The 18,877-nt window shown below is 57.7% G+C and carries 9 protein-coding genes and 2 riboswitches; of the genes, 4 read left to right on the top strand and 5 right to left on the bottom strand.

Going from position 1 to position 18,877, the window contains the following annotated elements:
• Positions 1–256: 256 nt before the first annotated feature.
• Together J3U88_RS00475 and J3U88_RS00480 are read left to right on the top strand one after the other, a co-directional pair.
• On the top strand, positions 257–1,909 hold the full coding sequence (locus J3U88_RS00475; RefSeq protein ID WP_207856148.1) for an HAD-IG family 5'-nucleotidase: 1,653 nt from the start codon (positions 257–259) through the stop codon (positions 1,907–1,909).
• A 233-nt stretch (positions 1,910–2,142) separates the two neighbouring features.
• Entirely contained in the window at positions 2,143–4,476 is a 2,334-nt protein-coding gene (locus J3U88_RS00480; protein WP_207856149.1) for a hypothetical protein, read from the top strand.
• Between the two features lie 84 nt (positions 4,477–4,560).
• Here J3U88_RS00480 and J3U88_RS00485 read toward each other — a convergent pair whose 3' ends face one another.
• Entirely contained in the window at positions 4,561–5,553 is a 993-nt protein-coding gene (locus J3U88_RS00485; protein WP_423842027.1) for a potassium channel beta subunit family protein, read from the bottom strand.
• A gap of 340 nt (positions 5,554–5,893) precedes the next feature.
• Between J3U88_RS00485 and J3U88_RS00490 the strand changes: the two genes are divergently transcribed.
• On the top strand, positions 5,894–11,941 hold the full coding sequence (locus J3U88_RS00490) for an Ig-like domain-containing alpha-2-macroglobulin family protein (protein WP_207856151.1): 6,048 nt from the start codon (positions 5,894–5,896) through the stop codon (positions 11,939–11,941).
• Positions 11,942–12,016: 75 nt separating this feature from the next.
• On the opposite strand, the gene J3U88_RS00495 is transcribed toward J3U88_RS00490, so the two are convergent.
• Positions 12,017–13,939, bottom strand: coding sequence for a TonB-dependent receptor plug domain-containing protein (locus tag J3U88_RS00495; RefSeq protein WP_207856152.1), 1,923 nt, complete (start codon positions 13,937–13,939; stop codon positions 12,017–12,019).
• Between the two features lie 23 nt (positions 13,940–13,962).
• Positions 13,963–14,120, bottom strand: a riboswitch (cobalamin riboswitch).
• A 1-nt stretch (position 14,121) separates the two neighbouring features.
• Positions 14,122–14,282, bottom strand: a riboswitch (cobalamin riboswitch).
• 113 nt (positions 14,283–14,395) lie between these two features.
• Between J3U88_RS00495 and J3U88_RS00500 the strand changes: the two genes are divergently transcribed.
• Positions 14,396–14,692 carry a hypothetical protein gene (locus J3U88_RS00500; protein ID WP_207856153.1) on the top strand — a complete coding sequence of 99 codons (297 nt, stop codon included), beginning with the start codon at positions 14,396–14,398 and terminating at the stop codon, positions 14,690–14,692.
• 77 nt (positions 14,693–14,769) lie between these two features.
• Here the strand turns inward: J3U88_RS00500 and J3U88_RS00505 are convergent, their stop codons facing one another.
• The 3 genes from J3U88_RS00505 to J3U88_RS00515 all read right to left on the bottom strand — a co-directional run bounded on the left by J3U88_RS00505 (position 14,770) and on the right by J3U88_RS00515 (position 18,842).
• Entirely contained in the window at positions 14,770–15,639 is an 870-nt protein-coding gene (locus tag J3U88_RS00505) for a hypothetical protein (RefSeq protein WP_207856154.1), read from the bottom strand.
• Between the two features lie 83 nt (positions 15,640–15,722).
• Complete coding sequence (locus J3U88_RS00510; protein WP_207856155.1) at positions 15,723–17,663, bottom strand: heparinase II/III domain-containing protein; 1,941 nt, start codon at positions 17,661–17,663, stop codon at positions 15,723–15,725.
• A 15-nt stretch (positions 17,664–17,678) separates the two neighbouring features.
• A complete protein-coding gene (locus J3U88_RS00515) occupies positions 17,679–18,842 on the bottom strand; it encodes a glycosyltransferase family 4 protein (RefSeq protein ID WP_207856156.1) in 1,164 nt (387 codons plus the stop codon).
• Positions 18,843–18,877 lie beyond the last annotated feature (35 nt).

Here is an 18,877-nt window from a genome sequence, read left to right on the forward strand (position 1 = left end):
TCTCCCGGCGGCGGCCCCACTGCCCACCGCCGACGTTCCACCCGCGCCGTTTCGTTCCAACCGGGCGCGGCCCCTAATCGGTCCATGTTGGTTCCCATTCGACAGGGGAACCCACTTGTTGTTCGCACAGATCGCTCTGCCGGTCAGAGCCTTTTTGAATCGCTATTGCAAAGGCCCCGCGCGCCCCATTTTTTGACACACACGCTGCGCCCGGGCCTGGAAACCACCCAACGACGGGACTATAAAGGAGCACCACTTGGGGAAAAAGAATATCGACGCACGTTTGAAGAGTTTGCTCAACGCCCGCTATGAGAAACGCGCCGGTGAGGATGGTAAACAGCTTTACCTCGAAAACCGCGTGTTCACCAACCGCACCATCAAAATGAGTCGCATCAAAGCGGTTGGCTTCGACATGGACTACACCTTGGCCGAATACCAACAGGAGGCGCTTGACTTACTGACGTTGCGTCTGGCGGTCAAAATTTTGGTCGAGCGCAACGGTTACCCGGAAGAGATCGCAAAAATCCCCTACCAGGAGGGATTTGCCATTCGCGGTCTGGTGATTGACACCAAGCTGGGCAATGTCCTGAAAATGGACAAGTTCAAGTATGTCAGCTTGGCCTACCATGGTTTGAAACCGCTGGACTCCGATTCCCGCGCGCGCATTTACAACGCCACCCGCATTGATTTCCATTCCGGCCGCTATCGTTCGGTCGACACCTTGTTCGAATTGCTGGAGACCTATTTATTCGCGGCCATGATTGATTTCTTCATTAAACGCAAAGAAGAACGCGACGACTATACCTCCCTTTACAAAGACATTCGCAGCGCGATCGACACCTGTCACAGCGACGGTTCTCTCAAAAAAGAGATTATGGCCAACCCCGATCTCTACATCAAAAGCGACGCGATTTTGATTCCGTCGTTACACAAGCTGAGCGGCGCGGGAAAACGCCTGTTCGTGGTGACCAACTCCGAGCCGGAATACACCGATTTTGTGCTGTCCTACTTGTTTCGCAATGCCGCGCCCTTTTTCCGTAACTGGCGTAACTGCTTTGAAATTGTCGGTTGTGCCGCGCGCAAGCCCACTTTCTTCCGCGACGGTCAGCCTTTGGAAATCATTGAGGAGGGCGAAGCCCTGTTTTTCTCCGGCGGAAACCTGGATTTCCTGGAAGAGAAACTGCGCGTCAAAGGTGACCAGGTTTTGTACGTCGGCGACCACATCTACGGCGACATTCTCAAGAGCAAACACAGCACCCACTGGCGTACCTGCATCATCGTGCCGGAGCTGGAGTTCCAGATTCGTGCGGAGGAGAAGGCGCACGAGTTCTTGAAATCGCTGCTGAAAAACGAAACGCGTCGCAAACAGTTGGTGATGGAGCTGAACTGGCGCCGAAGTCAAGTTGTTGACTTGCACCAGTTTAAGGATAGTGAGTGCGATGAATTGGAAAGGGCCCATTTGGAAAAGATCGATGCTGAAATCGAAGCCCTCAACCGGGAGGTCGAAACCCACAACCGCGAGCTCTCGACGCTGCTGGATCAATCACGGCAATTGCGTCGCAAAATTTCTAACGCCTTTAACCCTTACTGGGGCCGCCTGTTTAAGACCGGGGGCCAGTTGAGTGCCTTCGCGGAACAAATCCGCGATTACGCCTGTATTTATACCTCGGCCGCCAGCAACTTTAACTTCTACAGTTCCAATGTCTTCTTGGAAAGCATGGTGACGCCGATGCCCCACGAGAAAAACCTGTATTCCCTGGGCGATCTCAACTTCGATGCCAGCATGGACGGGGGGCACAACCCCTCGGAAATCCCGCTTAACGAACGCGAGGACCTTTCCTCGTTTGATGAGGAAGATCTCTTGGATTACGTCAACAACGACACCCTCGACGGGGTGGTCAAAGGGTAATTTCTTCCCAAACTCATGATCCGTTAGAAAAGCCGTTCCCGCATCAGCTGCTGAGGGAACGGCTTTTCCTCTTGGTGGGCCCGCGTTTCACGGCGAGCTTTGTCCCGGTTTTAAAATGTAAAAATTGTAAAATTGAGGGTTGGGCGTTTGTGCGCGGGTGGATAACGCGCCTATGTTTAATGACGTCTTGAATGTGCGCATTAGAGCGCCGACTTTATATTGGAGTATTTTTGATGGTAACTTTTTTTGTGCAATCCTCGCGGTTGCTGTGTCTGTTTATGGTCGCTGGATGGGTTTTTCCCGTTGCGGCGCAAACTGTCCCTTGGTCGGTTCCCAGCGGCGAAGGTTTTTACAAGGATGTTTTGATTAACGGCGGTCCAGGTGTGTCGGGTGTGCCCCAGCGGCATTTTGTCGCTATGCTCGGCCTCGAGGTTGAAACCCTTTCCGCCGCGGAATGTTCACCACAATACGAAACCTTTCAGACCCATTTGATCGGGTGTAGTTCCGTTCCTTTACCGGACAACGTATCCTGCAATTCGGATCCAAACGGACGTTTGCTTTACCCGGATGGGTCGCCCCGGTTTCGGTTGCTGGTGACCGGCGGTGCCGCCAGTGAACAGTACCTTGACCAAGACGGCGACTCGGCCGGCTTTCCCGATGCGCTTTGCCACGAGCGCGATCCCGATAGTACTTGGTACCACGCCGGCGGTCGCCACCATGACTATTTGCGTGCGATTCGCAATGACCAGTTCCAAACGGGTGAACAGGTCATTCAGCAGTTTGTGGCCGCGGGTGGATCCTTTAGCGGTTTTTGCGCGGGTGCCTTTCTTGCCGAAGATCTCAAGTTGAATCTTTTTAAAAGTTTCCCCTTTGATGATGAGTTTCGGCAGGTGACCATCTTGCCAACGAGTCCGCTCTTCGATTACATGCCCACGACCCTAAAGAAACACTACATTCGCAGCGCCGGCGGTGGGTATGTGACCTGGGATGATGAGGTGACGCCACCTGAAATATTGGCAATCGGGGGCGGTTACGATCTGATTTGGGCGAGCAAAGCTGATACACAGACCGGTCGTGTGGTGGTGTCCGGCTCCCACCCCGAGGAATCCCGGGATCCCTATATTGAACGGCTCACGGCAGCGATGTATACCTATGCCTTGGACGGTGTCGGCACGCCGCGCGTCAAAGGTGCCTTACAAAACGGGATAACCCGTTACATGGATAAAGGAACGCACGAGAGAATACCCGACGAAACCAAAATCGGGGACAAGCAATACCACCACTTCAGCTTTGAAGTGACCAACCAGCGTTACCTGAAACTGGATGTTGTCGGTGAACCGGGCACCGATTTTCATGTGTACCTTCGCAAAGGTGAACCGGCTTTCGACAGCACGACCCCGAGCTTCCAAAAAGTCGTCGGCCCCGGTGCGCAAAAGACGCTGGTATTCGACAATCTGAGCATTGGGACCTGGTATGTCGGCGTCGAGTGTGTCACCACCGTAACGCTGAACGAAACCACCAACATCTATGACGACCCACACGGGGTGCTCAATGGGATTGCCTATCACGTGACCGCGACCTGGTCCGCCCAACCCATCCCCGTTCGCGAATTCTCCGCGTTCAATGTGCCCGCTTCGGTCACTCGGACCCGTGAACTAAACTGCTCTTGGCAGGCAACGGGTTTTGACCCTGGCGCATTGGCGACAGTGGCCTTGGTTTCCGATTCGGGTGCGGTGACGGTTCTAAACAACGCCTATCCGTTGCAAGAGGAGAATGACTTCACCTTTTATCCCGACCAACCCGCGGGTCGTTATTTCCTGCGCGTTACCGCCAACCAAAATCCCGAAATCCAACTGGCGAGTCCCTGGCTTACCTTAGCCGCCGCACGGTTAACACTCGGTACCTTGCCGTCAAGTTACGATTCTTTTTCCGATCTTAACTGGACGTGGGATGGGGAGGCACACCTGACCGAGGTTCGCCTCTATGACCAAGCGGGCAACGTTGTTTGGCATGAACAGGTCTGGAGTGAGCCGGGAAGTAATCGTACGGCGTTCCCACCTGGTGAAGGTGTTGCCGTGCGCGATGGTGTGTTCCGGTTGGTGACCCAAAACGGGGGTGTTTCGACCGTTTGGGAATCGCAACTTTTTACCTATCCCTCCGATCCATTTGGTTTGCCGCCCTGTTGCGACCTTGGTGGGCTCGCTACGGTGAGCGGCTACCAGGCGGTTGTGTTGAATCGCGCCGCTTCGGGCGCTTATTCCCCAGCCTTGGTAGAGATCGGAAACGCAACGAACACCGCGCAAACCATCAGAATTCATCTGGGACTGGAAGGACAACCTTTGCCGTCGCAACCGTTAACCCGCGTCGGTGATTACAGCATCTCAACGCGCCGCTACGCCGTTGGTCCCAGTACCTACACGCTGTATCCCGGGCAAAGCATGACCCTGTCCGTGAGTTACCTCGGTACCCAAAACAAACCGCCGCTTGGTTTATTGGTCTTTGAAAACAACGGTGAATTCGTCGTATGGGAAGGCCAAAGCCAAATTCCCATCATCCCCGCCGACTAGCCCAAAATTCGGCCGGGCGCGAGCCCGGCCGCCTTGAAGCGGAATGAGTTATCTCTTCCTTTTCTCTTTTTCTTCCGAGCACCCCTAGCGGAAGTCGCCGGGGGCGTCGGGTTTGTTGGCCAAAATGGTTTCGATTCGTTCCATGACGTCGTCCCCGAGCAGCGACAAGGTTGCCAGGGCCGCGATGTTCTCCGTGAGTTGGGACTCCTTGGAGGCGCCCAAAATCACCGTGCTGACGTTGGGATTTTTTAAACACCAAGCAATGGCCAGTTTGGTCAAGCTGGTGCCCAGTTCCCCCGCGAGCGCCGTCAGTCGGCGTGCTTTTTCCAAGCGGGCTTTGCCTTCCTCGGTTTCGAGGCGGTCGGCCAACCATTGGAAATTGGACAAACTCATGCGGCTCCCCTCGGGAATGCCGTCGTTGTATTTGCCGGTGAGGATGCCGGAGGCCAGCGGCGACCAAATGGTGGTGCCCAGGCCGAATTGGTCGTAAAGCAGCGCATAATCGCCTTCAACCTTGGTGCGCTCCAGCATGTTGTACTGGGGCTGTTCCATCAGGGGCGGTACCAAGTTGTATTGGCGTGCCACGGCGTGGGCGGTGGCGATTTGATCGGCGCGCCATTCGGAGGTGCCCCAGTACATGACCTTGCCTTGCTGGACCAGGTCGCTCATAGCGCGCACGGTTTCTTCCATCGGCGTGTGAATGTCGGGGCGGTGGCAGAAGTAGAGGTCGAGGTAGTTGACTTGCAGGCGGCGCAAGGCGGCGTGGCATGCGTCGAACACGTGTTTGCGGCTGAGGCCGCGTTGGGTGGGTTTTTCACCGCCCCAAAAAACCTTGCTGGAAACACAGAAGCTGTCGCGGCGCCAACCGAGTTTGTTGAGCACGCGACCCATGATGCGTTCGGAATCGCCCGCGGCATAAACCTCGGCGTTGTCGAAAAAGTTGATGCCCGCGTCATAGGCTTGTTTCATTAAGCGTTCACCCAGGTTGTCGTCCACCTGGTTTTTAAAGGTGACCCAGGAACCAAAGGACAAGGCACTCACGAACAAGCCGCTATTGCCCAATTTGCGGTACTGCATGTCGGTCATAAGGAACTCCTCAGGTTGATTGGTTTCCCCGCGGCCGTCGCAACGGCGTGCGGTGTTTGTCACCTTTGGGTTGAAGCGGGGGAAACGGTTTGATCTCGCTCATTTTAGCGCGCCCGCGAGACCCAGCCAAAGAATCGGTGTGGGGATGCCGGCGAAAAGTTTTGAAACCATTTTCCAGGTAACGGGTCTCCCGCCGGGTAATTGGGGAAACGCGTCGTTTTTTTGGTACCGGATGCCCATAGATGCGATCCATGCCTGCCTTTCCCCGCGATTTATGAGATAAACATTGTCCTGAACCCACACGATTTAGGAGAATGGCAAGGAGCAATCCATGAAGCAACCAATCGGTCCCTTGCGAATTCAATGGTGGTGCCTCGCGCTGTGTTTAACCGCGCTTTCGGTGCCCGCGAGTGACGCCTTTTTATTGAGTCCCACGCGAGGAGCGAACCAACCTGTGATTTCGATTCAACTTTCCGACGGCCGACCGCAAGATGAAGAAGCCCCGCCCGAGGCGCCCGAGGCCCGCGCCGAGAATCTGCCCTCCGATGAAACCCAAGCCCTGCTGAACCGGTTGCCTCCCTTGCCCAAGGCACCGCAACAACAAGACTACAACCGCCGCGAGGATTCGCTTCCCGCGCCGCGCCCCGGAAAAGTGGTGGACGCCGTGTTTGGCGAGGTGGAAGGTCCCGCGCCGACCGCGAACAACGAACCACCGCGCGTGACCCATCACGGTCCGGTCGGTTTGGTGGAGACCGCGCCCAAAATCACGATCTCCTTTTCTCAGTCAATGGTGCCCCTTGGTGATCTGGAAACGCGGCAGGCCCTGGCCCCGCCCGTGACCCTGACCCCCAATGTCGCAGGCTCCTGGCGATGGGTATCGCCGCGTACCTTGGTGTTCCAAAACAAAACCGCGCTGCCGGGTGCCACGCGGTTTAAAGTAGGCGTGCCGGGCGATCTAAAAGATACCGCCGGCCGCACCTTGGGGACGCCGCTCGAATTTGAATTTGCCACGCCTACCGCGAAACCGGTGGCCTTTTATCCCGATCCCAACACCGGCCAACCGCAAATCCCCCTGGCCGCGCTGGCTTTTAACCAGTCAATTGACCCGGCGTCGGTTCTAAAGGCCATTACCTTAACCGCCGATGGGCAATCCTTTGATCTGGAACGCGCGCCCAAGGCGACCTGGGAACAGGACAGCCGTCTGCGCGGTTTCCTGAGTTCCCATGAGGACGACCAAGTGGTTGTGTTTCGCCCGCGTCGTGCCTTGCCCACCGACAAAAAAATTGAGGTGCGGGTTGGACCGGGCGTGCCCAGCGCCGAGGGACCGGAGCGGGACAAGGAAGAACACAACTACACGTTTAAAACCTACGGCCTGTTGCGGGTGGTCAACCACAGCGCGAGTCGCGGGCGCAAGTTGGCGCCCCACCAACATTTTCGCGTGACCTTTAACAACCCGCTGGTTTCTGATGCCGTGAAACCCAGTTGGTACAGCATCAGCCCCAAGCCGGACAAGCTTGAGGTTTTCGGGAACTACCGCGACCTGGTTTTTGCCGGCGATTTTGAACCCCGCGCTGAATACAAGGTGACGGTCCAAACGCCCGTGAGCGATGTGTTCGGCCAGAACCTGAGCAAAACCGAAACCATCGTTTTTAAGGTAGGTGATCGGCCCACGCACTTTAGCTGGAATGCCCAGCCGATTCACATTCCCGACCCCTACGCGGATCCCACCCTTCGTGTGGTGGCCACCAACTTCAAAGGATTCCAGCTTGAAGTTCACGCCGTGGACCCTAAAAAAGACTGGCTCGCCTTTCGTCAATTGAACCAACGGCGTTACGGCGACCAAAAGAACCCACCGCTGCCAGGCCGTGAGTTGGTGGATGGTCGCGTTGATTTGGAAGCACCCGCCAACGAACAGGTTGAGCAGGTGTTGAACCTGAATCAATGGTTGGCCGGCAAAAAGTACGGGCACCTGTTGGTACGCCTGACGCCGAGCGAAACCATCGGCAACGCGGGTGACCGTCGTTTTGGCGGGCCGCGCCGCTACCAATCGCTGCTGAGCTGGGTGCAAATCAGCCGGCTCGGCGTGGATGTTTTGGCCGCCCCGGATCAAAGTTTGGTTTGGGTGAACCAATTGAAGGACGGCACCTCCGTGAAAGGTGCAACCGTCACGGCGCTGGTCGACGACAAGGGACAAACCCGTGAACTGGGCCAAACCGACGGCCGAGGTTTGTTGCCGCTCCAGCCCCTGCACGAGGAACCCCGGCCCGAGCTTCTGTTGGTTGAACAAGGGGAAGACAGCGCCTTGCTGATACCGGGTTCGGCAGGTTATTCATCGAGCTGGAGCAATGAGGATTACAACAACCGAGTGCTGTGGCATGTGTTCGATGATCGCGGCATGTACAAACCCGGCGAAACCGTCCATGTCAAAGGCTGGGTGCGGCTGTTTAGCGAGGACGGCTTAAGCAAACCGCCTCGGGAAACGCCGCTGACCTATAAGTTTAAGGACCCACGCGGCAACGAGCTGCAATCGGGTCGGGTGAACCTCAACGCCGCCGGCGGCTTTGATTTAAAAGCTGCTTTACCGGACAACATGAACTTGGGGGGCGCCACGCTCCACCTGCAATTTGAGCGTAGCGCCGCGTGGAAATTACCCCAACACTTTGCCGCCCATACACTGAGTTTTAACCACCTGTTCCAGGTCCAGGAATTCCGTCGCCCCGAGTACAAGGTTTCGGTAACCGTCCCCCAAGCCGTGGTGTTCGCCGGTGATACGGTTTCGGCACGGGCCGAGGCCGCTTATTACGCGGGTGGTGCCCTGGCCGGTGCCGAGGTGAATTGGTCGGTGCGTGCCGATGAAACCAACTTTACCCCGCCCAATTGGTCGCAGTTCACCTTTGGTGTCTGGCGGCCCTGGTGGAAAATTTATGACGACGGGGCTTCCGGCGGTGCTTTTTACAACCACAACGGCCGCACCGACAGCATGGGTTTCCACGATCTCGCCCTGGAACTGGGTGAGGCCTTGAACGAACTGCCGGTATCCGTCTCCACCAATGCAACCGTGACCGATGTGAACTTTCAACGATGGTCGGCGAGTGGCAACTTTTTGGTACACTCCGGCGCGGCTTATGTCGGCCTGCGCACCAACCGTTATTTTGTGGAGAAAGGCACGCCCTACGGGGTTGAGGTCATCGTGGCCGACATTGACGGCAAAGCCTTGGTCGGTCAAAAAGTGGCGGTTGAAGTGGTTCGCCTCGAATGGCAACGCCGGCAACGAAGCTGGGAAGAGGTTGCCGTCGACCCGCAAACCTTTGAACTGACCAGTGCCGCGCAACCCTTCAATTTCCGTTTCCAAACCAAGGAAGGCGGCACCTACCGCATCACCGCGCGGGTGACCGACGACAAAGGCCGCACCAGCCGGACCACCATGACCCGCTGGGTTGCCGGCGGACGAGCACAGCCGGTGGACCGCGTCGAGCAGGAAGCCGTCACCCTGATCCCCGACAAACAGGAATACGCGGTGGGTGATACCGCCAAAATTTTGGTGCAGGCCCCGTTCCATCCCGCCGAGGGCACCCTGACCGTCCACGTCGGCAAGGTGCTCGAAACCCGTCGCTTTGCCTTAAAAGAAGCGTCGCAAACGCTTGAGGTGAAGATCACCGACAGCATGTTGCCCAACCTGTATGTACGGGTGGATCTGGTCGGTAAAGCACCGCGGGTGGATGCCTCCGGTTTGATCGATCCCAAATTGGCGCCGCGTCCCGCTTATGCGACCGGGCAACTGAACCTCAAGGTTCCGCCGTTGAGCCGCGAACTCAAGGTGACACCGACACCCGACAAGACCGAGCTGAGTCCGGGCGAAGAAACCGCGGTTTCGGTCCAAGTTCACAACGCCTCCGGTCAACCGGTCCAGGGCGCCGAGGTTGCCTTGTTTGTGGTCGATGAGGCGGTTCTGGCTTTGTCCGGCTACCAACTCGCCAATCCCATCGACGTTTTTTACCCATCGTCTCAAAGTTCGCTTCGGAGCTACCACAACCGCCAATGGGTCGTTTTGGCGGATGCCGATAATTTGGTAGCGGCCGAGGGTGAGCAAGTCATGGAGCTTAAATCCGAAAAACGCATGATGATGCCGATGGCCGCCGCGCCAAACATGGCGGCGGATACGGAGGAACTCCTCTCCATGGAGGCTGATATGGCGCCGGCGGGTAGCCTCGGCGGTGGTGGCGGTGGTGAAGCCCCGATTGTCGTGCGCACCAACTTTAATCCGCTGGCGGCCTTTTTTGCCGAGCAACAGACGGACGCCTCCGGCAAAACCCGTGTTTCCTTTGAGTTACCCGACAACCTCACCCGCTACCGCGTCATGGCGGTTGCTGTTGACGGCGACAACCTGTTCGGAATCGGTGAAGCAAAGGTGACCGCGCGGTTACCGCTGATGGTGCGGCCCTCCGCGCCGCGTTTCCTTAACTTCGGCGACCGGTTCGAACTGCCGGTGGTCCTTCAGAACCAAACCGACGTACCCATGGACGTCGACCTCGCCGTGGAAGCGCACAACGCGGTGCTTACCGCGGGCGCGGGTCGTCGCTTCACCGTTCCCGCCAACAACCGTGTCGAGGTGCGTTTTCCCGCGCAAACCGACCGTGCCGGTGAGGCCTTCTTCCGCATCGCCGTTCGCGCCGGTGAGCTGACCGATGCCGCTATGGTTACCGTACCGGTATGGACCCCGGCGACCAGCGAGGCCTTTGCGGTTTACGGCGAAATCGACGGCGAACTCAACCTTGGGCAAGCGCTAAAACTGCCGGCCAACGCCTTTACCGAGTTCGGTGGTGTCGATGTTGCGACCACCTCTACCGCGCTCCATATGCTGGAAGACGCGGTGATGTACCTCTACGACTATCCCTTTGAATGCGCGGAGCAACGCGCCTCGCGGGTCATGTCGATCCTGGCTTCCAAGGACATGATGCAGGCTTTTGGTGCCGACTTGGACGAGGCCGCGCTCGCCGCCCGCGTCGAGGACGACTTCAAACATCTGGCCGGCATCCAAAACGGAGACGGTGGTTTTGGTTACTGGTACCGTGGTGAAAAATCCTCGCCCTATGTCAGTATTCACGTCGGTCATGCCGTCGCCCGCGCCCTGCGCCAGGATGTTCCCGTGAACCGCACGCTTCAGCAGCGCCTCACGCGCTACTTGACGGGACTCAACAACGCCAAGTGGCTCGAAAAAGACTATTCGGAACGCATGGTGTTTACCTTGCGCGCCTACGCCCTCAACGTTCGCGGTTTAACGGGTGAGCGGGTGGCGCGCGATGCCGAAGCGCTGCTCAAAACCATGCCGATGGAAAAGGCGCCCCTGGAGGCCTTGGGCTGGTTGCTCAGCGTCTTGCCGCCGAAATCCCAACAGGTTACCGCTATTTTGCGCCACTTCTCCAACCGCGCCGAGGTGACCGCCGCAACCGCGACCTTTGCCGAGCGTTATGGGGAAGAACGCGGTTACCTGATTCTGCACAGTTCGCGGCGTAGCGACGCCGTGATTTTGGAGAGTCTGATTGCAACCCAACCCGATCATCCGCTGATCGCCAAAATTGTGGCGGGCCTGAACGCACACCGTACCAAAGGCCGTTGGACCAACACCCAGGAGAACTTGTTCGTGTTGTTCGCCTTGAAACGGTACTTCGAGACCTTTGAGAAAACCACGCCGGATATGGTGGCGCGGGTTTGGCTCAACGGCCGTTACCAGGGCGAACACGCCTTTGTCGGACGAACCACCGACCGCGGCGAAATCTCAGTCCCCATGGCCGCCTTGGCCGAGGACGGCGACGAGGGCCGGCTGGTTCTTCAGAAACAAGGTGCCGGTCGTTTGTACTATCGACTCGGCATGCGTTACGCGCCCAAGGACTTGCGACCCGCCGCGGTGGACCGGGGCTTCTACGTGTCGCGAACCTATGAAGGCGTGGACGACCCGAGCGATGTCCAGAAGCAGGATGACGGGTCTTGGCTGATTCGCCGCGGCGCCAAGGTGCGCGTGACCGTCCAGATGGTCGCTCCCTCGCGACGCTACCACGTTGCCTTGGTGGATCCCATGCCCGCCGGTTTTGAAGCCGTTAATGCCGCGCTTGCCGGTAGCGAACCCGTCGAAAACCCCAACAAACGCACTGGTGGACGACCTTGGGCGTGGTGGTACCGGCCTTGGTTCCAGCATCAAAACCTGCGTGACGAACGGGCCGAGGCCTTTGCCCAACTGCTGCATGCCGGGGTTCATGAATACCGCTACATTGCCCGTGCGACCACGCCGGGCGAGTTTGTCGCCCCGCCACCCAAGGCCGAGGAGATGTATTCACCGGAAACCTTCGGCCGCGGCGCCGGCGAAATCGTGGTCATTCAATAAACGCAAAACGAAAACCATAAAAAAAGCAGGGTCCTGAGACCCTGCTTTTTTGTGGTTTGCTGTTCGAAACCAGAATTAGAAACGCGCGCGAACCGCCGCGAAAACGCGACGTCCGTTAACGCCGTAGTTCAAAACCTGGGTGTATTCCTCGTCGAAGAGGTTGGTTGCACGCACGGTGAACTGCCATGTTTTTTCGAGTTCGTAGCTGATCCCGAGATTTACCAAGGTGTAGGCGTCGAGGGTCACTTCGCCGACGCTGAAGTTGCTGTCAATCGCCTCGCCGTAGCGCAAGATATCGCCGCTCACCCGTAGCGGGCTGTTGAAGCGGTAGGCGAAACGCAGGGTTGCCTTGTCGTCATGGCGACGAATCAGCGGGACCGCTTCCGCGCCGGAGGTATCCTCGGCGTCCAAGTCCTCGTAGGCGACATGGACGCTGAGCTGTTTGTCGGTGTAACCCAACCACAATTCGTACCCGTCGGATTCGGCTTGGCTCAGGTTGACGTAGGAACTCTGAAAGGTTACCGAGTCAAACACAAACTCGACCATGTTCTCGAATTCGTATTGGAAATAAGACAAGCCCATTTGCAGGCGGTCGTCCAACAGGTTCTGTTGCACGCCGATTTCAAAGGCATCGCTGGTTTCCGAGGCCAGGTCGGCGTTGCCGAAGCCTGGCGCGTAAAGTTGGTAGATGCTCGGTGCTTTGAAACCGGTTCCGACCGCGGCGCGCAGCCGGGTTTCGGTTGGAAAACGGTAGCCGAGGCCCAGATCCCAGGTCGACTCACCGCCGAACAGCGAATGGTCGTCGTGGCGGGCGGCAAGGTTGCCGTAGAAGCCGGACGCATCACTGAAGTTGAGCTGGGCGAAGGCACTTGCCGTGTCGGTTTCTTCATCAATGGTGCTTTCGGAGAGACCGAAGGCACTGTTGAAGACCGTGGCGACTTCCGCTTGTTCTTCTTCATGGCTCACACCGAAAACCAGGCTGACCTGTTCGTTGACTGTCCATTGGTTGCGGAACTCGAACATCAGGGTGGTGCCGTCGTAATTGGCATTGCTGGAATCTTGCGGGTGGCGTTCATCCACCTCGTCGACGGCCTCGCGGTCGATAGACGACCAGCCCAGGTGGAGCGTGTGGTTCAGCGAATCGTGGAACCATTTGCCGCCCAGCACCGCGCCAATGCTGTTTTGGTCGTAGGTTGAACGGTAATTGATATCGTCGCCGTCAAAGGTATCGATATCATTTTTGTTGTTGGCACTGGCCAGGTGGATGTCCGCCTGGAGCTTCTCGTTAACCCGAACGCCCAACTTGGCCGTGATCTGCAGGTTCTCGTAGCGGTCGGTCTCGGGATCGGCCCCGTTTTCGAGCAGATCGGCGCGTGCGCTAATCGAGTCGGAATCGTAGTAACCCGCGGTGACCGCGTAATTGACCGCGCCCAATTGATCGCTGTGACTGAGCATGGCGCGGGTGGTGTCCTCGTTGGACAACTCCGCTTGGAATTCCGTCAACGGGGCGCCTTTGCCGTCCGCGCTAACAATATTAATGATGCCCGCGGAGGCGTCAGTCCCGTACAGCGTGGATTGGGGACCCAAAATCAATTCAATGCGTTCGATACCACTGGTGGAAAGGTTGCCGAAATCAAACCCTTTCCCGACATTGGTGGGATCGTTGAGTTTGATGCCGTCCAACAGGACCAGCGTGTTTTCCGACTTGGCGCCACGCAAAAACACGGTGGTCAGTTTGCCGTCGCCGCCGTTGGCGACGAGGCTTACCCCGGGCAAATTGGCGAGCACCTCACCGACCGAGCGCCAATGGTAGGTGTCCATTTCCTCGCGGGTCACCACCACCGTGTGGGTGGTGGTTTCTTCCAGGCTGATTTCATTTTTGCTGCCCTTAACGGTTAAGTCTTCTTTGATGGTTGGCAGCTCTTGGGCTTGTAAGAAGCCGATTCCGGCAAAGATGCCGGCGAATGCAAAACGTTTCCATTCACTTAAAATGGCCATCAATCTTCTCCCTCGAAAGATCTTCCGGGTGCCGCATCAAACCGAGTTTCTGACTGGGCCGGCCCCAATGGAGGACGGGCGACACAGTTGCGGGGCAGTGTCCGATTTACACGGAACTTCCTCAAATCCGACGCGGTGGCTGAAGCCGAATCTACGGCTGAATCGAATTCGTCCCATTTATTCCCGAACGGGCGAATCAAGGAGGTGCTCTGGCTTGCGCTGTTCTGCCGGCGGTGTCTCGGCCGGAAAACGCTTACAGTGGCGGGTACCGCGACGGATTTGCACCGTCTTCCCCTCGTGATGACGCGTAAGTATGCGCTCACCCCAAAGAAGCTGTCAAGCGCATCATCGCGGTGCTTTTTGCACATTGACGCGGTTTCCTGTATATATGGGAGCGCGACCGGAACAACCGGCTGAAATTGAAGAAACGGCGCCGCGGCGGCCGAGGAGACATGCTTGAGCAAGAACGACGACCAACGTTTGGATACCCAGTTCCGTTTAATGGTGATTGCCCTGATTCAGGATGGGATGGGTTTGTTGGACGAGCAAACGGAACAACTGTTCGCGGGTTTTGAGCAGGAAGGCCGCAACTGGCGCGAGCATGTGATTTACCGGCTCAATGGGTTTGATCTGCCCTCGGAATTCATCATTCTCGCGATTCGAAAAAAATGGGAAGATTTTCCAACCAAAGATGTGGAAGTCTTCACCAAACACATTTTGGCCGAGTGGAACATCCTCGCACCCGGCGTTTAGCGCGCAGGTTGCCGACGTGTTGCTGTTTCGGGGTGCGACCCCGCCGCGGCGAGGTCTGACCCGAGCCTAAATCCGACCTAATTGGCGCCTTTGGTTTCTTCCGCCGGGGCCGCGCTTTCTGTAGGGGCGGCTTCCTCCATCGGTGCGGTTTCTTCCGCCGCTTCAGCCGCCTCAGCGTTCTTTTCCGGTCGATTCATGGCGATCGGGGCTTGGTCCGTATGGACAAAGGTCACGAAATCACCCTGCTCGTTAAAGGCGATGACGCCGTTGCTCATGGCGCCTTTGTAGCCGAACCAAACTAAGTCGGTCCCTTGGTGCCGGCTAATCGCCGCTTGCATGGGTTCTTGGAAACCGGGGAAGTCGTTCCACACCTTTTCTAGATCCAGGCCGTTGGCCCTTTTGGTCAGAGCGAAATGTTCTTTGAAGGGTGCGTAGATTTTGGTGGAGGCAGTCGGCTGGCTCGACATCATGTTTTCCATGTATTGAACCCGTTCCTCGTCGGTTTCGACCGGGCGCAGGGCCACGTAGTAAGGTGCCTTGCCGGGAAAGTTCGCAAAGCGCTCCATGGTGATATCGGCGTTTTTGAGGAAGGCGATGTTTTTACTTTCGAAACGGCCCGAAACCACCATAAACAAAGGGCGTTCCGAGTAGAGAATGTAGGAACCGTAGGAAAAGGCGGCGACCTGGAAAAGGCCGATCAAGGACAAATCGGTAAACAACTCGCGCTTGGGTTTGTCCGGTCGCGCGACCAGCAGGGTCAAGGCCGGGCCCAGCACCACGTCAACAGCGAGCAAGGTGCCAAATGCAAAATAAGCACCTTCGGTCCAAAACAAAAAGTCGGGAAACCATTGACTGACAACCAGAACGAGCAGAATGGAGACCGCAAGAGTCGAAATCACCAAGTGGCCTAAAAAGTATTTAAAACGGAATGACTTGTCATGAGGCATAGGCCGCCTTCTCCTTGAACGTGCATCCTGCCGCGATGTGGCGCCCGCGAGCAGCTTGGCTAGGTTAGCATAGAACCATTGAATTATTCGCGGAAGGCAAGGGTCGTGATCAATGTCGCCGGTTGTTTGACCCGGATGCAAAAGACCGGCAATTTGCCCACTTGCCAGTAGTAACGAGACTCCCATCCTTCTTCCAGTGTGTAGGTTGCCTCGCCGCCTTCCGCAACCGCCACCTGAATGGTTACCTCGGCTTGTTCTACGTGGTTGTCGCGCAGTTGCCAAACGTCCGGCGTGAGCCGCCAGCGCAGGCAGGCTTCATCGCGGAAACCCGAGACCTCGTCACGGATGATCCATTGGGAACCTTCCGCGCGAACCTCGCGGTGATGGCGGCAGCCCCATAAATCGCGGTACCAGCCCGACCAAGAAACACCGTGCTCATTTTCGCGCAAGGCTTGGTCCTCGTGAACCTCGACCCAGGGACCAAACATGAACCGGCTGAGCCGCGGCATTTGGTCGCGTTGATCGAAGGTCACGGTGTTGTGGCCCTCTGTTCCGGTTAGATGAAGAAACACCTTGGGATCGTCGTTGTAACTGTAGGAACCTGAATCGCGTAGCAGATTGTTTGTTCCGTGCCACAAATCCAAGTGGAGCGCGTCGGCGTGGGGAGGACGGAATTTGGTGGTTGGGGTGCGCAGCAGGGCCCAACTCTTGGGTCCGTGCAGCACCACGAACCCGCTCTGGGCGTAGCGCCGGCTGACACGCGGTGGTGGGGCGAGTGGCAAAGGCGCGGGCGCCGCTTGGGTGTCGCCCGCTTCCGCTGTCCCGTTGGGCGCCGCCGCCAGGTTAAGCCAAAACAGCGGCTCGTCCAGGCGGGGGTCGTCGTAGTAGCGCTTGCCGTGAAACAAAGCCGCGCCTAACTGCACCGTCGGCCGGAAATCGCGGTAGCCCGCCGCGCTTAAAATGAACTCATAAGAACCGTCGTTCCAGCCCAAGTTGGGGGCATCGCCCGTGGTGGGGTCGGTCACTTGGTACAACCAATCCGTGGCCGCGCGCATTTTGGCAAGGAAGCGATCACTGAAGGGCGGGGCTTTTAGCGCGCGGCGCATCCATTCGGCGAGGTGCAGGGTATCTTGCATCAGGCGATGGTAGGTGCAGGAAAATTGGGAGAAGCCGCCGTCGTCCTCGATCAAATACAGAATGCGTTCTTCCAGACGGGCGCGGCCTTTTTCGGCCCAAACCTCGCCGGCCCTCCGCTGTGCTTCTTCGCCCGCGTAGCGATTCAGCCACAAGCCACCGACCATCAATGCCGCCGCTTCGCTGGTGCCGTGGTTGTTGTCTTGGGCGACCGCGTAGCGTATGTTGCGGTCGATACGGGCGCAATGGTCGGCGGTAAAACGCATCAGCGCGGTGTTGGGCCGGTGGAAGTTGTCCAAAAGATGCGCGGTCAGCATGATGTGGAGCAGACGCAGCCCGGACTCCTGGCCGCATTTCCAGTTGGGGCCGCGGTTGGTCGGGTTCTTTTCGGTCCAGTCGGCAATCCAGGCGTTGAGCAACTCGAGGTGTTGGTGTTCGCCGGTCATGCGGTAGGCCCGCGCCAACAGCGGCGCCCAGCGGAATCGGGACGCTTCCCATACAATCTTGATGTCCCCCAGCGCCGCGTCAAAGTCTTTGAGACCGGTCCAGTGAAGGTTCGGCTTGCCGACCGACTTTTGGTTAAAGGGATTGAGAAACCAGTTGGGCGGCGAACCGACCCGTTGGTTGTGGTAGGCAAAATAACGAATCACGCCGCGGTGCAAACCGCCCGCTTCTTCGATCAGCGGGCGCCACCAATAATCGGGGACCTCGACCTCGCGGCATTTGGCGTCGTCGAAGAACAGATCGGCCCAGGGTTTGCCGCTGGGAAACATGAACTTGCGCAGGCCGAGTTTTAGCGAGGTGCGGTACCACGCAACAAAAGCCGCGTTGGAAAAACCTACCTGGGGCAGGGTCTGGGTGATGTAACGAATGCGTTGCCAACGTTTCACGGGTTGCCTCGATGGTTAGGCGGCGGGCGGTGTTTGACCGCACGCTCGATAAATTGCGGCCAATTGGGCCTGCCATTTTTGATCGGGGTTGGGGTAATGAAGGGGAAGAATTTGGCGGGCGTTGCCAACCAATTGATCGGCAACCTTTGGGTTGGACAGCACCTCGGCCAACGCCTCGGCCGCCGAATCGGGCGAGTGCGGGTCGATGAACCGAGCGCCGCCGCCGCATAATTCTCTGGCGAAATCTCTATCTGAAGTGACCAACGGAATTCCCGCGCAAAAAGTTTCCGGGTAAACCGCGGTGGAACACTCTAGCAAGGTCGGGAGGAATACCACGTGGCTTTCGCGGTACAAACGGGCGATTTCGCCGTGGGGCAAAGCGCCGCGGGTGGTCAGGTATTGTGCCACGCCCAAGGCCTCGGCTTTCGCCGCAAGATCCTGCCAGCCGGGACTTTGCTCGGGCAGCGTGAAACAAAACTCGAAGGGGCGGTCCAACTGGTCCCGTAGTTTGGCCGCGGTGGGCGGGATCAGACCCAAGTTTTTATGGGGGTAAAAGGAACTGGGCACGGCGATACGAAAACGATCATTGGGCGGGGAAACGGTGAGTTTGGCGATTTCGTCGGCGAAAATCGGGCTAAATGAATTGGGCACCACGATGACCCGATCCGGCTGAATGCCGAAACATTGCTCGAGCCGGGTGCGAACCGTTTCCGTTTCAACCACCAGGTAATCGGGTCGGTGGAATTGGCGACGTCGAATGCCGTCGATGAACCCACGCAATCGGGCGCGCCACCACGGCGGTTGATGATCCTTGCCCACGTGTTCCAGTTCGGGATAAATCATACGTGGCAAAGCGAAACCAACCAGGTGCGGGGCCTTGGCATGCCAGTAGGCGGGCCCGAAAATGGTGAAAACAACGTCCGGTTTGGCGGCGCGTTCCACCCCCGGCATGTACCGGCGTGGAACCATCATGCGTTCAAAGCTGTTGCGGCGTCGCGGTAGCCGAATCAAATCGGCGAGCCGTCCGCCCAGCGCGTCTGAGATCTCGGCACTTAATTCGCCCGAAACAGCCACATGCCATTCGTGGTTGGGGTCGGCCGCGGCCTTGGTGATCATCGCGAGGGCGACTTGAACCGCGCCACCGCGGGCAATTTGTGAAGCGTCGATGAGACATTTCATCCATGAATCCTTTCTTGGTTCAATGCAATCGGCTG

Origin of the sequence: Acanthopleuribacter pedis, assembly GCF_017377855.1 — a bacterium.
Classification (GTDB): domain Bacteria; phylum Acidobacteriota; class Holophagae; order Acanthopleuribacterales; family Acanthopleuribacteraceae; genus Acanthopleuribacter; species Acanthopleuribacter pedis.